Here is an 18,993-nt window from a genome sequence, read left to right as displayed (position 1 = left end):
TCGACGGTCTCTCTCGCGTAGGGTGAACGCGCTTTGGGCGGCCGCAGGCGCCCGCGAGGCGACCTGAGGACTTCGAGTCACGGAGAGGCGAGTCACGGAGAGGAATGTATGGCAGGTTTGATGACAGCGGATGATTTGTTCGAGCGGATGCGCAGCGCGGCCGTGTCGGCGACGGCGCCCGATGAACGGGCCCTGCAGGTCGACTATCCCGCGCTCAAGGAGAAGATTCGGGCGGCGATCGGCGACCGAAAGATCGCTCAGCTCCACATCAACCGGTATCTACCCGAAGGGTATGAGGACCAGGGTCGGTTCAACGTCCTCGTCCTGACCGCCGGCAAGGTCGTCTACGACATGGTCGTCGGCGATTCGTACTTTCGTTACGATATCGTGTCGGTGGGCGATCTGGATAAGATCCAGGTGATCGACGGGGTGTGGGAGAACCGTGAAAAGCGTCGCGAGGAGCCGTTCTTGAGCCTTCGGCTCATGCATGCCGACGAGACGCACTTGCTGCTCGCCCTGGACGACGAGGAGCGGAAGAGCCTGCTGGACTTCGAGCGGGCGGTGTCGGTCGCCCGCCATCCCGAGCGGCCGTGACGACCGAGGGGGAACAGCGGATGGCTCACGATCCGTCTCGGTGATAGAGCGGGAGCGGGCGCACCGTGGCGTCGACCCGCTGGCCTTCGACCTCCACCGCCAAGGCGGTGCCCGGGCTCGTGAAGTCGCGCAAGGGGAACCCAAGCGCGATCGTGCAGCCGAACGACGGGGAGTGGGCGGCGCTGCTGATCCAGCCGACCTCCCGCTCGCCGCTGAACAGCTTGGCCCCCTTGGCCGGAATGACCGGGTCGTGCAGGACGAGCGCGACCAGCCGTCGGCGGACGCTGCCATAGGTGTCCATCCTCGCCACGACTTCCTGCCCCGGATAACAGCCCTTGGACAGGCTGAAGGCTTTACCTTCGAGGTTGGCCTCCGGCGGAACGATCTCCTCGGTCAGCTCCGCGCCGAGCCGCGGCAACCCCGCTTCCAGCCGGAGCGCCTCCCGGGCTTCGGTCCCGAAAGCCCGTAAGCCCACAGGCGCCCCGAGCGCCCACAGCCGCTCCCAGGCCGAGGCCAGGCTGGCCGCGGGGAGGAGGATTTCAATGTCCACCTCACCGGTCTCCTCCGTCCGTACAAAGAGCGCCTCCCGGCCATCGAACTCACCCGTGAGGAACGAAAGCAGGGGGAGGGGTGCACAATTCACGGCAAACGCCCGCTCGATCAGATCGGCGGCGCCGGGTCCGCTCACCAACAGCAGCCCCCAGCTTTCGGTCTCGTTCTCCATCTTGGCCTTCGTCCCGAAGAGCAAGAACTTCCGCAGCGCCTGATAGGTCCGGTCTCCGACCTCGCCCACGTCTTCGAGCAGGACCGCATCAGCGAGCATGTAGACACGAAAATAAGACAGGATTTTGCCTTTATGACTGAGGAAGCTCGAGTACAAGCCTTGGCCGGGCTTGAGCGGACGAATATCGTTGCTGATGAGGTTTTGGAGCCAGGTAACCCGGTCGTCACCGGTCACCCGTAGTTTACCGCGGTGCGAGAGGTCCGCGATCCCAACCCGGTCGCGGACGGCTGCGTGTTCGGCATGCGGATCGCCATAATGGCGGGGCACGCTCCAGCCGGCGACCTCGTGAAAGACCGCCCCCTGCTTCCCATGTGCGTCGTGCAACTGGAGAGATTTCATGCCGTCACGCGAGTGAGCAGCGCCAGGGCTCAGCGATCAGGGCGCGCGCCCGGATCGCCGGCCACCGAAGGCTGCCCGAGGATCTCCTCGACCAGCCCGCGCGTCCGGGCCGAGAACTCATTGCGTGAGACCACCTTGGCGACACCCAATTCCTTGGCCCGTCGCCAGGTGTCCACTTCTTCATGGTTGGCGAAGGCCAAAACGGGCAGCGGTTGCCGTCCGGGAGTCTGCTGGAGCTCGGTCAGTGCTTGAAACGGCTCGAGCCGCTCATCGTTGAGGTTCACGATCAGCGCAGCCGGGGAGAGGGTGGAGACTTTCTGCACGATCTCGCCGGGCGTGCGCGCACGCTCGAGTTGGTACCCGTCTCGGAACGCGTCCCGGATTTTCGTGTAGAAGAAGACGTCGCTCACGGCCACCACGATCGAGCCTCGGTCCATGGATCTCCTTTCCACCCTATCGCACGCTCAGTTCAACATGCCGATCAATCGGCCCAAGGCCTTCTTGGCGAGCGGGTAGCTCGGATTCAACGCGAGCGCGCGCTTGTAGCAGTCGATGGCGTCCGACCACTGTCCCTTCCGCTCGTAGACGCGACCGAGGTTCAAATGGGGAAAGGCCGGACTCTCGTAGCGCCGCGCTTGCATCGCCTTCTCGAACCAAGGGATCGCCTCGTCGTACTGGCCCTTCTCGATCAGATAGGCGCCGATGTCGTTGTAGGGGTTGCCGAAGTCCGGGTCGATTGCGATGGCGTGCTGACACTCCTCGATCGCTTCGTCCAGTTTTCCCATGAAGCTGTACGTCCAGCCCAGGAACGTGTACGCCTCGGCGGTGGGGTGTGCCTCGATCGACCGTTTGTAGAGGGAGACGGCTTCCTCCAGCTCCCCTTTCATCTGCAGCTCGTACGCCTTCTGGAAATAACGCCACGCTTCCTTCTTGGCCTCTTCGCTGCCTTCGCCCTGAATCAGAAAATCACGGAGATCCATGGCATCCCGCCGTTGGCGCTCAGCAGCCGGCCGTCCGCTCGGAGGCGCTTCCTCATGCGAGCCGGGAGGCTGATCAATGAACGCTCATTCGTTCTTCAGCTTCCTTTTGATCAATTCGGCCCCATAGCGTCCCGACAGCAGCATCGATCCGAACGCAGGCCCCATGCGCGGCGTGCCGTAGACCGCCGCGACGGCGAGCCCGACCACGAAACAGTTGGGGTACACTTCCCCGGTCCGGTCCATCACATCTTCTTCCGACCGCGACACCCACATCGCGCCGTTCCCGGGAACCGGCTGGTACAGACGACGCTTGTGCAGGAGGTCGACGACGACCGCATCGTGCCCGGTCGCGTCGACGACGACTCGGCTTTCCAATGCGATCGGATCGACATGGATGATATCATGCCCGGCCATTTCCGCGGTGGTATTGTTCACGACGACGCCTTCGAGCACGCCGTCTCGGCGTAGGATCAAATCGACGACCCGCGTCAGGTTCAAGATTTTGGCCCCGGCCCGGTACGCCTCGGCGATCAGCGCGCCCGTCGCGTGCGGAGGATCGACGATGTACATGCCCTCGCAGTCCTTGACCTGCTTGCACGGCACCCCGAACTCTTCCAGGATCGCCTGGGCGGGCGCACAAATCGTCGCCTTGTTCATCAGGTATCCGCCCGACCAGAACCCGCCGCCCAGCGCCAGCGCCTGCTCGACCACCAACGTCCGGAACCCCATGGCGGCGAGGTCGCGCGCGCAGATCAGCCCGGACGGTCCGGCCCCGACGACGATCACGTCACTCTCGATGAGCTGATCGAATTCCTTGTAGTACTCCCGTGCGATCTGACGGGTGATGTCGCGTTCGCGCAACGGGGCGGGCTTGGGCTTGTCCATGACGGCTCCTTGGCGTTCGGGGCACCGCGGCTGCGGGTCGGCTCAGGCTTTGGCGGTACCTCTTCGCTCGCTCGTTAGAGATACAGCTCGGCTCCGGCCTTCTTGAACTCCTCCGATTTTTCTTTCATGCCGATCTCGAGCGCCTGCTGCTCATCGAGCTGCTTCTTGCTCGCGTACTCCCGCACGTCCTGGGTAATTTTCATGGAGCAGAAGTGCGGGCCGCACATCGAGCAGAAGTGGGCCAGCTTCGCGGCGTGGTCCGGCAGCGTCGCATCATGATAGGCCCGGGCGGTGTCGGGATCCAGGGACAGGTTGAATTGATCGTCCCAACGAAACTCGAACCGCGCCTTGGACATGGCGTTGTCCCGCACCTGGGCGCCCGGGTGCCCCTTGGCCAAGTCCGCGGCGTGGGCGGCGATCTTGTAGGCGATGACGCCGGCTTTCACGTCCTCCTTGGTCGGCAGGCCGAGATGCTCCTTCGGAGTGACATAGCAGAGCATGGCGCAGCCGTACCACCCGATCATCGCAGCTCCGATGCCGGAGGTCATGTGATCGTAGCCGGGGGCGATGTCCGTCGTGAGCGGGCCCAGCGTATAGAACGGCGCCTCATCGCATGCCCGGAGCTGTTTCTCCATGTTGACCTGGATGAGATGCATCGGCACGTGGCCGGGGCCCTCGATCATGACCTGCACGTCGTGCTTCCAGGCGATCCGGGTCAACTCGCCCAAGGTCTCCAGCTCGGCGAATTGGGCGGCGTCGTTCGCGTCCGCAATCGATCCCGGTCGGAGACCGTCCCCGAGACTGAACGACACGTCATACGCCTTCATGATCTCGCAGATCTCCTCGAAATGGGTGTAGGCGAAATTCTCCTGATGGTGGGCCAAGCACCACTTCGCATGGATCGATCCGCCCCGCGAGACGATCCCGGTCATGCGGCCCGCGGTCAACGGCACGTACTGGAGCCGGACGCCGGCATGGATGGTGAAATAATCGACGCCCTGCTCCGCCTGTTCGATCAGCGTGTCCCGATAGATGTCCCACGTCAGGTCTTCGGCTCTGCCGCCCACCTTCTCCAAGGCCTGGTAGATCGGCACGGTGCCGATCGGCACGGGGGCGTTGCGGATGATCCATTCGCGGGTCTCGTGAATGTTCTTGCCGGTCGATAGATCCATCACCGTGTCGGCCCCCCACCGGATCGCCCAGATCATCTTCTCGACTTCTTCTTCGATGGACGAGGCGATGGCGGAGTTGCCGATGTTCGCGTTGATCTTGACCAGGAAATTGCGGCCGATGATCATCGGCTCGCTCTCCGGGTGATTGATGTTCGCGGGAATGATCGCCCGGCCACGGGCGACTTCATCGCGCACGAACTCCGGCGTAATGACCGCCGGGATCTCGGCTCCCCAGGCCTGCCCCGGATGCTGCTCCACCCCGCCGCCATGCCCGTTGCGCCCTCCAGTCTCGCTCAACGCCTCTCGGCGCTGGTTCTCGCGGATCGCGATGTACTCCATCTCCGGCGTGATGAGGCCCTTGCGGGCATAGTGCATCTGGGTGACGTTGCGCCCGGCCTTCGCCCGGCGCGGCCGGCGGAGGTGCGCAAAGCGCAGGTCGGCCAGCTTGGGATCGGATGCCCGGAGCCGACCGTAGTCGGACGTCACGCCTGGAAGCTCTTCCGTATCCTGACGGTCGACGATCCAGCCGAGGCGAAGCGGCGGAAGCCCCGCCCGGATATCGATGGCGGCGTCGGGATCGGAGTACGGCCCCGAGGTGTCGTAGACAATGATCGAGGAATTGGCGATCGGGGCGCCTCCGTTGGCCGGCTTGGTGGGCGTCAACGAGATCTCCCGCATCGCCACTCGAACGCCCGGGCGGGTCCCCTCGACATAGACCTTCCGTGAACCGGGGAAGGGAGTGGCGGTCACCGTCCTGGTCTGGTCCGGACGGGGCCCGTTTCCCTTCGTCGCATCGTTCCCGCCGTTCAGGGCCGTCGAATGACTCATAACATCCTCCGATCTGCAATCGCGCAGGCTTACAAACAAAAAAGCCGCACCAGATTCGGGTGCGGCTCAAGTTGACGTTCTACTCTCTGTCCGCTTCCCTACGCTGGCATTACCCAGGTCAGGTTCTGAGGGTTGTCCGTACGGACTCTCAGCCGAAAGGCTCCCCTAGCTATCGCGCGGATCGTACACCCGGTTTTTTTATCTTGTCAATTGGGATTTCGCCCCTGTCAAGCGTAGTGCAAAAGGGGAATGGGCCGGAAGCTTCATTGATTGTCCCACGATGCCTATCGTAGAATACAACCCATTTTCTCGCTGCCCACAGCGGCCGAATACCGTTGGATGGGCAAGACACGAGACGAGCGAAACGACCTCAGAATGGAGCCGACGTGAACGCCCTGGTCCCGGCGCAACTGCCCTTAGCCGAATACCAAACGCTTCCGGCCGGGGAGTTGTTTGCCCGGACGACTGCGGCCAAGCGCACCTTGGGGAAGCGGGTCCTGGTGCTCGGCCACAATTACCAACGTGACGAGGTCATCGAGCATGCCGATTTCCGCGGCGATTCCCTGATGCTCGCCAAATTGGCCGCGCAGCATGCCGAGCGCCCCTTCATCGTCTTTTGCGGCGTCCACTTCATGGCCGAAACGGCCGATATCCTGAGCCGATCCAACCAGACCGTGATCCTGCCGGACCTCGCGGCCGGCTGCTCGATGGCCGACATGGCGGCCATCGAGCAGGTCGAACACTGCTGGGAAGCCTTGGGGCGCCTGTTGCCGGTCGAAGAAGTCGTCATGCCGGCCGTGTACGTGAATTCGGCCGCCGTGCTCAAGGCCTTTTGCGGCGAACGCGGCGGCATCACCTGCACCTCGTCGAACGCCCGTGCCGTCATGGAATGGTGCTGGGCACGCCGGGAGAAGATCCTCTTCTTTCCCGATGAACACCTCGGCCGGAACACCGCCAACAGGATGGGGGTGCCCCGCGAACAGATGATCGTCTGGGACCCCTATATGCCAAACGGCGGCCAGACGGCGGACGCGATTCGCCGGGCCCGGCTGATCCTCTGGAAGGGGCATTGCAGCGTCCATCAAATGTTCCAGCCGGCCCACGTGGATTACTTCCGCAAGCAGTATCCGGCGGGGAGGGTGATCGTCCACCCGGAGTGCCATGAAGATGTGGTCAACAAGGCGGACTTGGTTGGGTCGACGGAGTTCATCATCAAGACCGTGAGCGCGGCGGCGCCCGGGACCGTTTGGGCCGTCGGGACGGAGCTGAATCTTGTCAATCGACTCAAGCGCGAGCAACCGGACAAGAAGGTCTTTTTCCTCTCCTCCACCGTGTGCCAATGTGCGACCATGTTCCGCATTGACGCCCCCCACCTCTGCTGGGCGATGGAAAACCTGGCCGAAGGCCACGTGGTCAATCACATCGTCGTCCCCGAAGACGAGAAGGCGTGGGCGAAGATCGCGTTGGACCGGATGATGGCGATCAGCTAAGGTCCCGGCGATCAGCGGCCAGCCGTCAGCACTCAGCGCCAGCGCGAGATCGGCGTGCCTGCCCCGAGCCGCTGACGGCGGAGAGCCCGAGATGGATTACAAATCGACGCTCAACCTTCCGCGCACCGACTTTCCGATGAAGGCGAATCTGCCGCAGCGGGAGCCGGAGCTCCTGGCGTGGTGGGCCGCGCAGCGGCTCTACGAACGCATCCAAGAGATGGGACGGCGAGAGCACCGGCCGCTGTACGTGCTGCACGACGGCCCGCCGTACGCCAACGGCCGCATTCACATCGGCCACGCCCTCAATAAGATTCTCAAAGACATCATCGTCAAGTCGAAGACCATGGCGGGGTACCATGCGCCCTACATGCCCGGCTGGGATTGCCACGGTCTCCCGATCGAGCATCAGGTGATGAAGGAGCTGGGCGACAGGAAGGCGCAGCTCGACACGCTCGCCATCCGCAAGCTCTGCGCCGAGTATGCCGAAAAGTACGTCGGGATTCAGCGCGATGAATTCAGGCGGTTGGGCGTCTTGGGCGAGTGGGAGCATCCGTATCTCACGATGCATCCGTCCTACGAGGCCACCATCGTCCGGGAATTCGGCAAGTTCGTCGAGGCGGGCGGGGTCTACAAGGGCCTGAAGCCCGTGCTGTGGTGCACCTACGACCAGACGGCGCTCGCGGAGGCCGAGGTCGAGTATGACGATCATACCTCGCCGTCCATCTACGTGAAGTTTCCCATCCAGGCCAGCCTCGAAGAACTGGCCGGCTGGGGCCTTCCCCTTAAGCCCGATGCCGGTGTGACGGGGGTCTCGATCGTCATTTGGACGACGACGCCGTGGACCCTTCCCGCGAATCAGGCCGTCGCCGTCCATCCGGACTATGATTACGCCTTTGCGCGCGTCGGCAACGAGCTGTATATCGTCGCTGAATCGTTGCTGGCGTCCGTAGCAAAAGCGTGTGGGTTTGCCTATACGCTGATCGAGGGGGGCACGGTGAAAGGCGCACGCTTGTCCCCGAGCGACAAGAAGTTCGTGTGCAAGCGGCCGCTGTCCGATGGACTCTCTCCGATTCTGCTCGGCGATTTCGTCACGCTGGAACAAGGGACCGGGTGTGTGCACATTGCGCCCGGGCATGGCCAAGAGGACTATGTCCTTGCCATGACCGCCAATCCCTCGCTTCCCGAAGCCCGCCGGCTGGACGTGGTGGCCCCGGTGGACGACCAGGGCCGGTTCACCGACCAGGTGCCCGAATTCGCCGGGCAGCACGTGCTCAAGGCGAACCCGAAGATCGTCGCACGGCTCAGAGAACTGGGGGTCCTGGTCAACAAGGATCCCCTCACCATCTCGCACGCCTATCCTCACTGCTGGCGTTGTAAGAACCCGGTCATCTTCCGAGCGACCGAGCAGTGGTTCGTCTCGATGGAGACGAACGACCTGCGCCGGCGATCGCTCGACCAGATCGAGCACGCGGTGCGGTGGATTCCTGCCTGGGGGAAGGATCGCATCGGCGGCATGATCGCCAATCGGCCCGATTGGTGTCTGTCCCGGCAGCGGGTCTGGGGGGTGCCGATCCCTGGGTTCACCTGTACGGTGTGTCGGGCGGTGCTGGCGGACCCGGTCATCATCGGCCGCATCGCCGATCTCATCGCCGTCCACGGCGCCGACGTCTGGTTCGAGCGGTCCGCCGGAGACCTGCTCCCCCCAGGGACCGTCTGCCGACAATGCGGGGCCGCGGCCTTCGAGAAGGAGCGAGACATCCTGGACGTGTGGTTCGAATCGGGCGTGAGCTTCGCCGCGGTCTTGAAACCGCGCGGGTGGTGGCCGGCCGGGCTGTATCTGGAAGGCTCCGACCAACACCGCGGGTGGTTCCACAGCGCCTTGCTGGCCGGCGTGACCACCGACGGCCGAGCCCCGTACCGGGCGGTGCTCACGCACGGGTTCGTCGTGGATGGGCAGGGCAAGAAGATGTCGAAGTCCGCGGGCAACGTCGTCGCGCCGCAGGATGTCATCAAGCAGTCGGGGGCCGAAATCTTGCGGCTGTGGGTGGCGGCGCAGGACTATCGCGAGGACTTGCGCATCTCCCACGAGATTTTGAACCACCTGATCGAGGCCTATCGGAAGATCCGAAACACCTGCCGGTTCCTCCTGAGCAACCTCTACGACTTCGACCCCGGCAGGCACACCGTCGCCTACGAGCGCTTGCCGGAGCTCGACCGCTGGGCGTTGACGCGGTTGGCGGATGTCATCCCTCGGGTGACGAAGGCCTACGAAGACTTCGAGTTCCATACGATCTTCCACGCCCTCAACAACTTCTGCGCGGTCGATATGAGCGCCGTGTATCTCGATATCCTCAAAGACCGTCTCTACACGTTTCACAAGGATTCGCCGCTCAGGCGCAGCTCGCAGACCGTGCTCCTCGAAGTGCTCCTCGCCTTGACGAAAGTGATGGCGCCGATTCTGAGCTTCACCGCCGAGGAGATCTGGCGCCTGCTGCCCGAATCCGCCCGCGCGGGGGTCGACAGCGTCCATCTCACGGCGATGCCGAAGGCCGAGGGCCGGTGGGTGGACAGCGGCTTGACCGAACGATGGGACCAGTTGCTGGCGGTTCGTGAAACCGTGCAGTCGGCGCTCGAAGGCACACGCCGCGACAAGGTGATCGGTTCGTCGTTGGAAGCGCAGGTGGTCTTGCAGGCTGACGGGGCGAAGCTGGCCTTGTTACAATCGTATCAAGCCGAGTTGCCCGGCCTGTTCATCGTGTCCCAGGTGACGGTGAGGCAAGGAGCCGGGCCGGACGTCACGGTGGACGTCAAGCCGGCGGAAGGCCGCAAGTGCGAGCGCTGTTGGAATTACCGCGAATCGGTCGGACGCCGGCCGGACCATCCGACGCTGTGCGACCGATGTATTGAGGCGATCGGGGGATGAACGGGAGTGGTCGATATCTGATCCTTGCGCTGGTCAGCATCTCGACGGTGGTGCTCGACCAGCTGAGCAAGGTGCAGATCATGCAAAGCATGCGCTTGCACGAGTCCATCCCGATTATCCCGGAATTCTTCAGCCTGACCTATATCCGGAACCCGGGCGCCGCGTTTGGGCTGTTGGCCTCGAGCGGACATGCGTTTCGGCTGGTCTTCTTCGGCCTGACCTCGCTGTTTGCGTTGGGCCTGCTGGGCATGATCTTCTTTCGGCTCCGCGAGGACGACTGGGTGGGCCAGCTGAGTATTGCCGGGATCCTCGGGGGGGCGGTCGGAAACCTCTTGGACCGCGTCCGGTTCGGCGAGGTCATCGATTTCTTGGACTTCTACATCAACGGCTACCACTGGCCGGCGTTCAACGTCGCCGACGCCGCGATCAGCGTCGGTGTCTTCTTCCTCGTTCTCCACTTCGCGCTGGACAAGAAAGAACCCCACGCCGAGCCCGTGTTACAACAAGACCGGTAGCTCGAATCATTCCTTCGTCCGTCGCCTCGGCTGGTCGGCTCGGTGACGAACAATCCGTCGGTGGAACGAACAGAGCGGCCGTACGGACTAGACCGGCATCCGCACGATGAATCCCCCTCGCTCCTTGAGCTCCCGTTGCTGCTCGGCTGAGAAGAACACCAGAGGCTCGCTGTGGCAAAACCGGCATGCCTTGGTCGTGACCAAGCCTTCGGATTCGCCGAGGTTCCTCACATACTCCTTGGCCAGCCGCAGCGCCGTCTCCTCGTCGGTCGTCATCACGTCGAAATGCAGGGTCCCATTTTTCCCCGTCACCCAGGTATCGAACACCTTGACGGTATCGGAAGCCAGGTCGCTCATCCTTTCCCCTTAGCTCAGGCTCGCTCGTGAGGCTCGGTTGGGCCATTGTCCGCCGGCCGGAAACAACCAAGCGGACTGACGGCACGAACGGCGCAGGTCTTCTGTCGCCTGATGTGCTCGAGTTTCCCTCACTGAAACAGCAGCAGCACGATGAGGCCGAGGGCGATTCGGTAGTAGGCAAAGCCGCGCAACGTGTGGCGTTTGACGAAGGCCAGGAACGCGGCGATGACCGCCCAGGCGACGACGAAGGAGACGAGTAAACCGATCGCCAAGGCGAACAGATCCTCGCGGGTGAACAGACTGGCCGATTTCAGCATCTGGTAGAGCGTGGCGACGATCATCGTCGGCAGGGCCAGGAAGAACGAGTATTCCGTAGCCACCCGGCGATCCAGCCCGACCATCAGACCGCCCACGATCGTGGCCCCGGACCGGGAAATTCCGGGAAACAGCGCGCAGCATTGAGCGATCCCGATCAAGAAGGCGGTCTTGAGGCCGACCTGATCCAACTCCGTGACCCGCAAGGGTCGGCGTGAGCGTTCCACCCACACGATGATCAAGCCGCCGGCGATCAGCGCTATGGCGACCGTGGCCGGGGTAAAGAGGTACCGTTCGATCCAGTCGTGCGCAACAAAGCCGACTGCGGCCGCCGGAAGAAAGGCGAGGCCCAGCCCGATCAAGAACCAGAGGCTGCGATGCTCGTGCATGGAATACGCCAGCACCGCGCCCAGCCGCTCGGTCACGCCGAGTCCCGGCCGTCGCCCCCGTGCGAACTCGCGCAGCGCCGCCTGTTCCTTACGAGCCTGGATCAGCAGGCCGAGGATCTTTCGGCGTTCGTAGACGACGATCGCGAGGATCGAACCGAGCTGGATGGCGACTTCGAACGTATCGGCAATGGCGCCGGTGAAGCCGAGGAGGTGGCCGGCGATGATGAGGTGCCCGGTCGAGCTGACGGGGAGGAACTCCGTGAGACCCTCGATGAGCCCGAGGATCGCCGCCAGTTCAAGGCCCCAGCTTCCGCTCTGTTCCGCCATCGTCTTCCCCCATGAGGCGGCGGCATGATCACAGACTCCGGTAGGCCAGTCAAGATGCGCGCGCCAGTCCACCGCGGTCGCGCGCTGTGTCCCACGCTATTGACAAAAGGGGGATCATGGACTACACATCAGTCATTCCTCGCTCGAGTCGTGTCCACACCGGATATCATCGTGAACAGGAGAGGCGGAGGGACGAGATGAAACGGGTGCTCGGGATCGGCGGGATCGGCCTGATGATTGCGGCTCTTGCGACCACCGGATGCGTCGGCAAGGACAAGTATTTGGCGGCGGTGGCGGAAAAAGAGGCCACCGCCGCCGACTTGGAGAAGATTCGAACGCAGAAGAGCGCGCTCGAGCAACAGGTGAAGAGCCTCAAAGATGCCAACGCCAAGCTCACGGCGGACACGGAGTTCGTGGCCGCCGAGCTGCAGCGGATCAAGGAGAGTCGGGAGAAGGAGCGCTCCAGCATCGATACGCGGACCAAGGAACTGGAGCAAAAGGTCAAGGATCTGACCGCCCAACACCGGATCCTCAAGCAGGAGTACGAGGACGTCAAGAAGCACAACGAAACGCTGAAGGCGACCGTCGCGCGCTATCAAAAGGAGCTGAAGGAGCGCGAGCGCGCGATCGCCTTACCGACGCCGCCGTCCTCACCGAAGGCCCCCTCAACTCCGCCCCCGGCCGCCTCGGACGCAGCTCCGGCGGGGCCCTCGGCGTCCATGCCCCAGCCGCCCGCCTCTCCCGCCCTCTCCGCGGTCAATGTGAACACCGCGTCGGCCAGCGACATGGTCCTGTTTTTGGGCTTGACCAAGGACATGGCGGATCGGGTGGTCGCGAACCGACCGTACAAGGTCAAAGGCGAATTGGTGGCCAAGAACGTCATGCCGAAGTCCACCTTCGACCTCTTGAAGGACCGGATCACGGTGGCGCAGTAGCCCTCCGTCTCAAGCCGCCACGGCTGAAGGCGACGTTCGTCCCTTCTCCTCATCCTGCCCTCATCCCGGCGCAGGCCCTCGTCCTCCCGCCTCGTTCCGACGCGACCTTGCTGGACTCCTTCCAAACCTCGTAGAATGTCGTTTGGCGGCAGCCGACAGGACCCTCGTTCGAATGCGTAAGTTCATATGGATTGCCAGCGTGCTGGCCGTGGCCCTTGCCATCGGAGGGTACGTATTTTTCAGCGGCGAACGGAAGCCGCCGATTCGGTATCGGACCGTTCCGATCGAACGCGGCCCGATCGTCTCCACGGTCACCGCCACCGGCACGATCAACCCCGTCACCACCGTCCAGGTCGGCAGCCAGGTCTCGGGGATGATCGAAAGCCTCCACGCCGACTTCAACTCATTGGTCAAGAAGGGGCAGGTGGTGGCGCGGATCGACCCCTTTCCGTACCGGGCGAGACGAGATCAGGCGGCCGCCAACCTGGCGAATGCCAAGGCGGCGCTGATCAAAGCCAAGGTGGATTTGGCGCAACGCAAACGTGAGCTGGATCGGGTGCAATCGCTGGTGAAGCAACAGTTCGTCTCTCAGGCGGAGGTCGACACGGCGCTGACCGCGCACGAGGGGGCGATCGCACAGTTGGCGGTGGCCGAGGCGGCGGTGAAGCAGAGCGAGGCGGCCTTGGAGGCGGCCGAGCTCGATCTTACGTACACGGTCATCCGCTCGCCGGTCGACGGCACGGTGATCTCCAGGCAAGTGGAGGTGGGGCAGCGGCTTTCGGCCAGCTTCTCGATCCCGACCCTCTTCTTGATCGCCGAAGACCTGACGCAGATGCAAGTGGACGCGAACGTCAGCGAGTCGGACATCGGCGGCATGACGGCCGGCAAGGAAGCGGTGTTCACGGTCGATGCGTATCCAGGGGTCGAGTTCCGAGGCAAGGTCAAGCAAGTTCGCAATGCACCGATCAACGTACAGAACGTCGTCACCTACGACGTTGTCATCGGCGTCGACAACAGCGACCTCCGACTGAAGCCCGGCATGACGGCCAACGTCACGATCATCGTGGCGCAAAAGGATGACGCGCTGAAGGTGCCCAATGCCGCCCTGCGTTTTACTCCCAGATCGGAGCGGGGGGAGGCTACCGGCACGAGTCCGGTGCTGCCTGCCACGGGGAGGGCGCACGGCGACGACCAGAAACGCGTCTGGAGACTGGGGAGCTCCGGTGACCCGGAGCCGATCCCCGTCCAGGTGGGCATCTCCGATGGGAGTTGGACAGAGATCGTGACGGACGCCCTGCATGAATCCGATCCGGTAATTACGGGAATCGAGATGCCTCGGGGAAGCCGCAAGCCGGACAATCTCCCTCCCGGTTTCGGCGCCGGGTCCGGGCAACGGCGCCGTGACCGAGGTCTCTAAGCTCCGCACATGAGGCGGAGATCGAGGGAACGCCCAAGATCTGAAGTCGTCTCGTGACCACCTTCGTCCGACCACAGCCTCCAGACCGAATCGTCACCTGAGCGGCGGTCCATGCCTCCTCTGATTGCCTGCCAAGACCTGTGGAAGATCTACCGTGTTGGGTCGGTGGAGGTGCAGGCGCTCCGCGGCGTCACGCTGACGATCGACCGAGGCGAGTTCGTGGCGATCATGGGCTCGTCGGGCTCGGGGAAGTCCACGCTCATGAATATCCTCGGCTGTCTCGATACGCCGACGAAAGGGCGGTACTGGCTCGACGGACGCGAGGTCGCGACGGCCAGCCAGGATGAGCTCGCCGAGATCCGGAATCGTCAGGTGGGCTTCGTGTTTCAGAACTTCAATCTGATTCCCCGGACCAGTGCCTTGGAGAACGTCCAACTTCCGCTCCTCTATCGCGGTCTCCCGCTCCGCGAGCAGCGGGTACGGGCCGCGGAGGCGCTGCGGCGAGTCGGGCTGGCCGGACGCGAACTGCATGGTCCTTCTCAGCTCTCGGGCGGCCAGCAGCAGCGGGTCGCCATCGCCCGGGCCCTCGTGGCCACCCCGGCGCTCCTGCTCGCGGATGAGCCGACCGGCAACCTCGACACCGAATCGAGCCGAGAGATCATGGACGTCTTGACGGACCTGAATCGGCATGAAGGGCTGACGGTCCTCGTCGTCACCCATGAAGCGGACATCGCGGCCTATGCCTCGCGCGAGTTGCTCGTCAAGGACGGGCAATTGATTTCGGACCGCCGCACGGGATCTCCGGCTCGGGTAGGCCCGGCATGATCACGTTCATTTCGATGACGATGCTCACGGCCTTTCGCGTGCTCGGCCGTAACCGACTGCGCGCCGGCCTCACCATGCTCGGCATCATCATCGGGGTCGGGGCGGTCATCGCGATGGTGAGCATCGGCCAAGGGGCGAAGGAGGCGGTCCGTGCCCAGGTCGCCAGCATGGGGACGAATCTCATCATCGTCTTCCCGGGGGCGACGACCGTCGGCGGGGTGCGGGGCGGTCAGGGGGGCGCGGTGACGTTGACGGTCAGCGATGCCGTGGAGCTGAAGAAGCGGATCCCGCTCCTCACCGATACGGGCTGGGCCAAGCGGGATGTCATGCAGATCATCAACGGCAATCGGAACTGGAACGGGCCGGTCAACGGCATCTCACCGAGCTATTTGACGATCCGAGATTGGGCGTTCACTGTCGGTGGGCCTCTTACGCAGACGGACCTCGACACGGCGGCCCGCGTCGCCGTGATCGGCCAGACGGTCGTAGAGAATCTGTACGACCGGGGCGAGGAGCCGGTGGGCTCGACGATCCGCATCAAGAACGTTCCGTTCCGCGTCGTGGGCGTGCTGGCGCCGAAGGGGCAATCGGCACAGGGCTCAGACCAGGACGACGTCGTCTTCATCCCCTTTACGACGGCGGAGCGGAAGGTGTTGGGCACTCAGTTCTTGGGAACGGTCGGCGCGATCTTTGCGTCTGCCAACAGTCCGGAGGATCTCCCGGAGGCGGCCGAGCAGATCCGCGAGATGCTGCGGATGCGTCACCGGCTCCAACCGCACCAACCCGACGATTTCACGATTCGGACCCAGGTCGACATCGGCAAGGTGCAGGAGGGGGCCAGCGAGACATTGACGGTGATGATGTTTGCGATCGCCTCGATTTCGCTCCTGGTCGGAGGGATCGGGATCATGAATATCCTGCTGGTGTCGGTGACGGAACGGACCCGGGAGATCGGGGTCCGGATGGCCGTCGGCGCCAAGCGCCGTCATATTCTGATGCAGTTCCTGATCGAAGCGATGACGCTCGGCCTGGTCGGTGGGATCGTGGGGATCGCGTTCGGCGTCCTCGGCGCCCGCACCACGACGGCGTTGGCCGGCTGGCCGACGATCATTACCCCCAATTCCATCCTGGTCGCCTTCGCCTTTTCGCTCGCCGTCGGCCTGTTCTTCGGCCTCTACCCGGCAAACAAGGCCGCCCGCCTCAATCCCATCGAAGCCCTTCGGCGCGAGTAGCCGTCTTCGATTCCATCGGCTCCGTACCGGTCACGACGCGGGCAGAAGGCCGTGGGGCGATGCTCCGCCGTTGCCGGCGAACGCCTCGAGTTCGACCCCCTCGCTCTCCGGGTCCAATACGCGTGCAATCGTCCGATCGCCATCTGAAGCCAAATCGATGCGGATCGGCCGCGTGTAACGGATTCCATAGGCATCTTGGAGCAGGGTCACGATCGGACGGACGAGATTGCTCGACGACAAACCCGATACGATGCCCCGTTCTCCGGTATTCAGCTCGACCAGCGTCGAGACGGGGTAGAGACCGACGCATGTGATGAACAGCGCGACCAGACGTGGATCGAGCCGGTTGGCGCGCGCGTCTCGGCACAGCCGGGTCAGGACCAGATGCGGGAAGGAGGTCGTCTGCCCTCCGCCCTTTACCAGCTCATCGTACCGATCGACGACCGAGATCACGCGGCCGGCTTCGGATGTCGCCTCCCACGAATACTCCTTGGGATAGCCGTGCCCGTCCGGTGTCACATGGTGTTCCGAGACCATGCGGATGACCGATGGGGGAAAATCGCCGTGGGTTTCGAGTGCGAGCGCCCCCAGCCGCGGGTGGCTCTCAAAGGTCGCGCGGTCCCTGTCCGGCACGTCGGCGCCGCTCGAGCGAAGGAGCGGGGGTAGTTGCAAGAGCCCGACGTCGTGCAAGAGCGCCCCAGTCGCCAAGAGGTGCAGGCTCATGAAGTCGTATCCGAGGCCGTGTCCGAGCACCATGGCAAGACTGGACACCGTCAATGCATGGTCGCTCAAGGACGGCTCGACCGCCGACGGGCGGCTGACGGCCATCAGCAACGCGGACGCATTCAAACTGCGGGTGACGATGACGAGCTCGCGGGCCGCTTCCTGGATCTGCTCACGATCGACGATCCCCGAGGCCTCGAGGTGACTGAAGACCGCCCGAACCGACTCGGTGAGCCGGTGATGTGCGCTTCGAGCCACGGTCAATTCGTCGAGCAACGAGGGCATCTGCGGTGCTACGGGCAGGCGAGGCACGAGGGAGCGGGACGGGCGCCGTGTCTCGGCAGACGTGGCCGGTGCGGGAGAGGATTCGATGTCGCGCCCCTTGGAGAGGTCGATCGTGACTTCACGGACCCGGCTTCGCCTGAGCTTCTGGATCTGCCGCTCCGAGCGTAGGAGAAAGCGATGCCGCCAGAATGGTGTTCGGTACCAGGGCCGATCCAGCGCGGCGATGTACATGCCGAGGCAGACCTGCTCGACTGAAATCCGTTTCAGGGTCATAGCTCGGATCGGGACAGGGGTTGTCTGTGTATCGGTCGATCGGAGAAAGATCTTGAGACGGCCCGGGAGGCGCGGATGTGGATCAGGCGTGCTCGGCGGCGAGCGCCGTGCTGAGCGTCAGCTCCATGGACGGGGACGTCGAGCTGAAATCCTTGTAGAGGTGGACTTCGAACACCCGATTGTCGTTCAAACCGAGCGCTTCACACACCGCGTCCTGAGTGATCTTCAGCCCGCCGTCCAGATCACGGCGAAGGGGGGCGCCGAAGCGGCAGCGTAGAGAAAGGGCCAGGTACTTGGACCGGAAAGTGGCCAAGAGGGCGTCACGAGCCGGCGACTGCGAGAGGGCCACCATCAGTTGCCGAGCGACTTCCAGCTTGTACCGGCGACCGGCGGCCGAGAGGACACGCCGTCCGTTTACCGTCGCATACTGATGGTTGATGCTGGGCGGAAGGGGCAGGTGCATGGTCAAGCTGGAGTCCGTCACGATCGCGGGCCGGGTCGAGCCGGGGACCAGAAGCATCGGTGCCGGGACCTTGGTGCGAGCGCGACGGCGCGGAGCGTCAGCCGGCTGAAACGGGACGGACATCCCGGAGGGCGGAGACGATTCGGCGGCACGGTAGGAAACGAGGCGGAGCGAAATCGGCGTGTGACGTTTACGAGGGGAGCGGCGCACTCGGATCAGAGAAGGTTGAGAATTTTGTTCAGGTTCTGCTCGTACTTGTCTTCGGTCCGGCTGAGATACCGTCGCCACTCGGCAGGATTCCAGACTTCGACCCGGTGGTACAGGCCGACCAAGACGATCTCGAGGTCGTCATCCATCGGCACGTGCTTTCGCAGGCGGCCGGGAATCAGGACGCGTCCCGTCTTGTCCACATCCGAGGTGCCGACTTCCGACACGACGAAATGCATGAACAAGCGGCTCTGATCCTCGTCCAGCTTCGACTTGCTTCGCTCCAGCACCTTTTCCCATTCCGCCGCCGAGTACATCCAGAGGGACTGCTCGGTCCCCTTGAGGAAGACGACGCTGTTGCCCTCCTGCTCCAACCGTTCCCGTATCGGCGAAGGAACGAGGAAGCGTCCCTTTTCATCCACCCTGCAGAGATATTCACCTGCAAACATGGCGGGCCCTCCGGCTCATTTCCGTCTGCCTCGTGAGACCGCGCCCTGCCTCAGCCACCGATCGAGGTCCGAACGCACGAACCGCCATTCCTTTCCGAGTTTGAAGGCCGGCATCCGGCGTTCCTGGATATACCGATAGAGCGTGCGCGAGGTCACTTTGAGGTAGCGGCAGGTTTCGGCAGCGGTCAACAGTTCGTCGGTCGCTCTCGGCATCGATCGGCTGGGTGCTTTGCGCAAGAGAAGGCTCCACGAGGCCCTTATCGTAGCAAAGGCGAAGGAAATGTCA

19 protein-coding genes and 1 riboswitch are annotated in these 18,993 nt (G+C 63.7%); of the genes, 8 read left to right on the top strand and 11 right to left on the bottom strand.

Features of this window, described 5'->3' with window-relative positions:
• Nucleotides 1–120 precede the first annotated feature (120 nt).
• A complete protein-coding gene (locus ACWHYV_RS16725) occupies nt 121–594 on the top strand; it encodes a hypothetical protein (RefSeq protein WP_447977631.1) in 474 nt (157 codons plus the stop codon).
• A gap of 25 nt (nt 595–619) precedes the next feature.
• Here the strand turns inward: ACWHYV_RS16725 and ygfZ are convergent, their stop codons facing one another.
• From ygfZ to thiC, 5 genes are all read right to left on the bottom strand, one after another.
• Nucleotides 620–1,717, bottom strand: a complete 1,098-nt coding sequence (gene ygfZ, locus ACWHYV_RS16720) for a CAF17-like 4Fe-4S cluster assembly/insertion protein YgfZ (protein ID WP_447977630.1) — start codon at nt 1,715–1,717, stop codon at nt 620–622.
• Between the two features lie 29 nt (nt 1,718–1,746).
• On the bottom strand, nt 1,747–2,154 hold the full coding sequence (locus tag ACWHYV_RS16715) for a response regulator (protein WP_447977629.1): 408 nt from the start codon (nt 2,152–2,154) through the stop codon (nt 1,747–1,749).
• Nucleotides 2,155–2,181: 27 nt separating this feature from the next.
• Nucleotides 2,182–2,697, bottom strand: coding sequence for a tetratricopeptide repeat protein (locus ACWHYV_RS16710; protein WP_447977628.1), 516 nt, complete (start codon nt 2,695–2,697; stop codon nt 2,182–2,184).
• An 84-nt stretch (nt 2,698–2,781) separates the two neighbouring features.
• Nucleotides 2,782–3,582: a sulfide-dependent adenosine diphosphate thiazole synthase gene (locus tag ACWHYV_RS16705; protein WP_447977627.1), complete on the bottom strand. Its 801-nt coding sequence runs from the start codon at nt 3,580–3,582 to the stop codon at nt 2,782–2,784.
• Nucleotides 3,583–3,656: 74 nt separating this feature from the next.
• Nucleotides 3,657–5,582 carry a phosphomethylpyrimidine synthase ThiC gene (gene thiC, locus ACWHYV_RS16700; RefSeq protein WP_447977626.1) on the bottom strand — a complete coding sequence of 642 codons (1,926 nt, stop codon included), beginning with the start codon at nt 5,580–5,582 and terminating at the stop codon, nt 3,657–3,659.
• 78 nt (nt 5,583–5,660) lie between these two features.
• A riboswitch (TPP riboswitch) is annotated at nt 5,661–5,759 on the bottom strand.
• A gap of 218 nt (nt 5,760–5,977) precedes the next feature.
• Between thiC and nadA the strand changes: the two genes are divergently transcribed.
• The 3 genes from nadA (at nt 5,978) to lspA (ending at nt 10,510) form a co-directional block, all read left to right on the top strand.
• The gene (gene nadA / locus ACWHYV_RS16695; protein WP_447980739.1) at nt 5,978–7,072 is read left to right on the top strand and encodes a quinolinate synthase NadA; all 1,095 of its coding nucleotides are present in this window, start codon (nt 5,978–5,980) and stop codon (nt 7,070–7,072) included.
• A 91-nt stretch (nt 7,073–7,163) separates the two neighbouring features.
• The gene (gene ileS, locus ACWHYV_RS16690; RefSeq protein ID WP_447977625.1) at nt 7,164–9,995 is read left to right on the top strand and encodes an isoleucine--tRNA ligase; all 2,832 of its coding nucleotides are present in this window, start codon (nt 7,164–7,166) and stop codon (nt 9,993–9,995) included.
• On the top strand, nt 9,992–10,510 hold the full coding sequence (gene lspA / locus ACWHYV_RS16685; RefSeq protein ID WP_447977624.1) for a signal peptidase II: 519 nt from the start codon (nt 9,992–9,994) through the stop codon (nt 10,508–10,510). The genes ileS and lspA overlap by 4 nt, the downstream gene beginning before the upstream one ends.
• Nucleotides 10,511–10,597: 87 nt before the next feature.
• Here lspA and ACWHYV_RS16680 read toward each other — a convergent pair whose 3' ends face one another.
• Entirely contained in the window at nt 10,598–10,867 is a 270-nt protein-coding gene (locus tag ACWHYV_RS16680) for a DUF2024 family protein (RefSeq protein WP_447977623.1), read from the bottom strand.
• Nucleotides 10,868–10,995: 128 nt separating this feature from the next.
• Entirely contained in the window at nt 10,996–11,898 is a 903-nt protein-coding gene (locus ACWHYV_RS16675) for an undecaprenyl-diphosphate phosphatase (RefSeq protein WP_447977622.1), read from the bottom strand.
• Between the two features lie 197 nt (nt 11,899–12,095).
• On the opposite strand from ACWHYV_RS16675, the gene ACWHYV_RS16670 reads away from it, so the two are divergent.
• The 4 genes from ACWHYV_RS16670 to ACWHYV_RS16655 all read left to right on the top strand — a co-directional run bounded on the left by ACWHYV_RS16670 (nt 12,096) and on the right by ACWHYV_RS16655 (nt 16,307).
• Nucleotides 12,096–12,833, top strand: a complete 738-nt coding sequence (locus tag ACWHYV_RS16670; RefSeq protein WP_447977621.1) for a helix-hairpin-helix domain-containing protein — start codon at nt 12,096–12,098, stop codon at nt 12,831–12,833.
• 172 nt (nt 12,834–13,005) lie between these two features.
• On the top strand, nt 13,006–14,250 hold the full coding sequence (locus ACWHYV_RS16665; RefSeq protein WP_447977620.1) for an efflux RND transporter periplasmic adaptor subunit: 1,245 nt from the start codon (nt 13,006–13,008) through the stop codon (nt 14,248–14,250).
• A 111-nt stretch (nt 14,251–14,361) separates the two neighbouring features.
• The gene (locus ACWHYV_RS16660; protein WP_447977619.1) at nt 14,362–15,075 is read left to right on the top strand and encodes an ABC transporter ATP-binding protein; all 714 of its coding nucleotides are present in this window, start codon (nt 14,362–14,364) and stop codon (nt 15,073–15,075) included.
• Nucleotides 15,072–16,307 (top strand): ABC transporter permease, encoded by a 1,236-nt coding sequence (locus tag ACWHYV_RS16655; protein ID WP_447977618.1) that lies wholly within the window; start codon nt 15,072–15,074, stop codon nt 16,305–16,307. The genes ACWHYV_RS16660 and ACWHYV_RS16655 overlap by 4 nt, the downstream gene beginning before the upstream one ends.
• A gap of 30 nt (nt 16,308–16,337) precedes the next feature.
• Here ACWHYV_RS16655 and ACWHYV_RS16650 read toward each other — a convergent pair whose 3' ends face one another.
• From ACWHYV_RS16650 to ACWHYV_RS16635, 4 genes are all read right to left on the bottom strand, one after another.
• Complete coding sequence (locus ACWHYV_RS16650; protein WP_447977617.1) at nt 16,338–17,588, bottom strand: DUF3391 domain-containing protein; 1,251 nt, start codon at nt 17,586–17,588, stop codon at nt 16,338–16,340.
• An 82-nt stretch (nt 17,589–17,670) separates the two neighbouring features.
• Nucleotides 17,671–18,108 (bottom strand): RusA family crossover junction endodeoxyribonuclease, encoded by a 438-nt coding sequence (locus ACWHYV_RS16645; RefSeq protein ID WP_447977616.1) that lies wholly within the window; start codon nt 18,106–18,108, stop codon nt 17,671–17,673.
• Nucleotides 18,109–18,266: 158 nt separating this feature from the next.
• On the bottom strand, nt 18,267–18,707 hold the full coding sequence (locus ACWHYV_RS16640; RefSeq protein WP_447977615.1) for a division/cell wall cluster transcriptional repressor MraZ: 441 nt from the start codon (nt 18,705–18,707) through the stop codon (nt 18,267–18,269).
• Nucleotides 18,708–18,722: 15 nt separating this feature from the next.
• On the bottom strand, nt 18,723–18,944 hold the full coding sequence (locus tag ACWHYV_RS16635) for a helix-turn-helix domain-containing protein (RefSeq protein WP_447977614.1): 222 nt from the start codon (nt 18,942–18,944) through the stop codon (nt 18,723–18,725).
• Nucleotides 18,945–18,993: the final 49 nt, after the last annotated feature.

Source organism: Candidatus Nitrospira bockiana (assembly GCF_965152565.1).
Note: the sequence above shows the minus strand (reverse complement) of the source record. Positions and strands in the feature narration are given on the sequence as shown.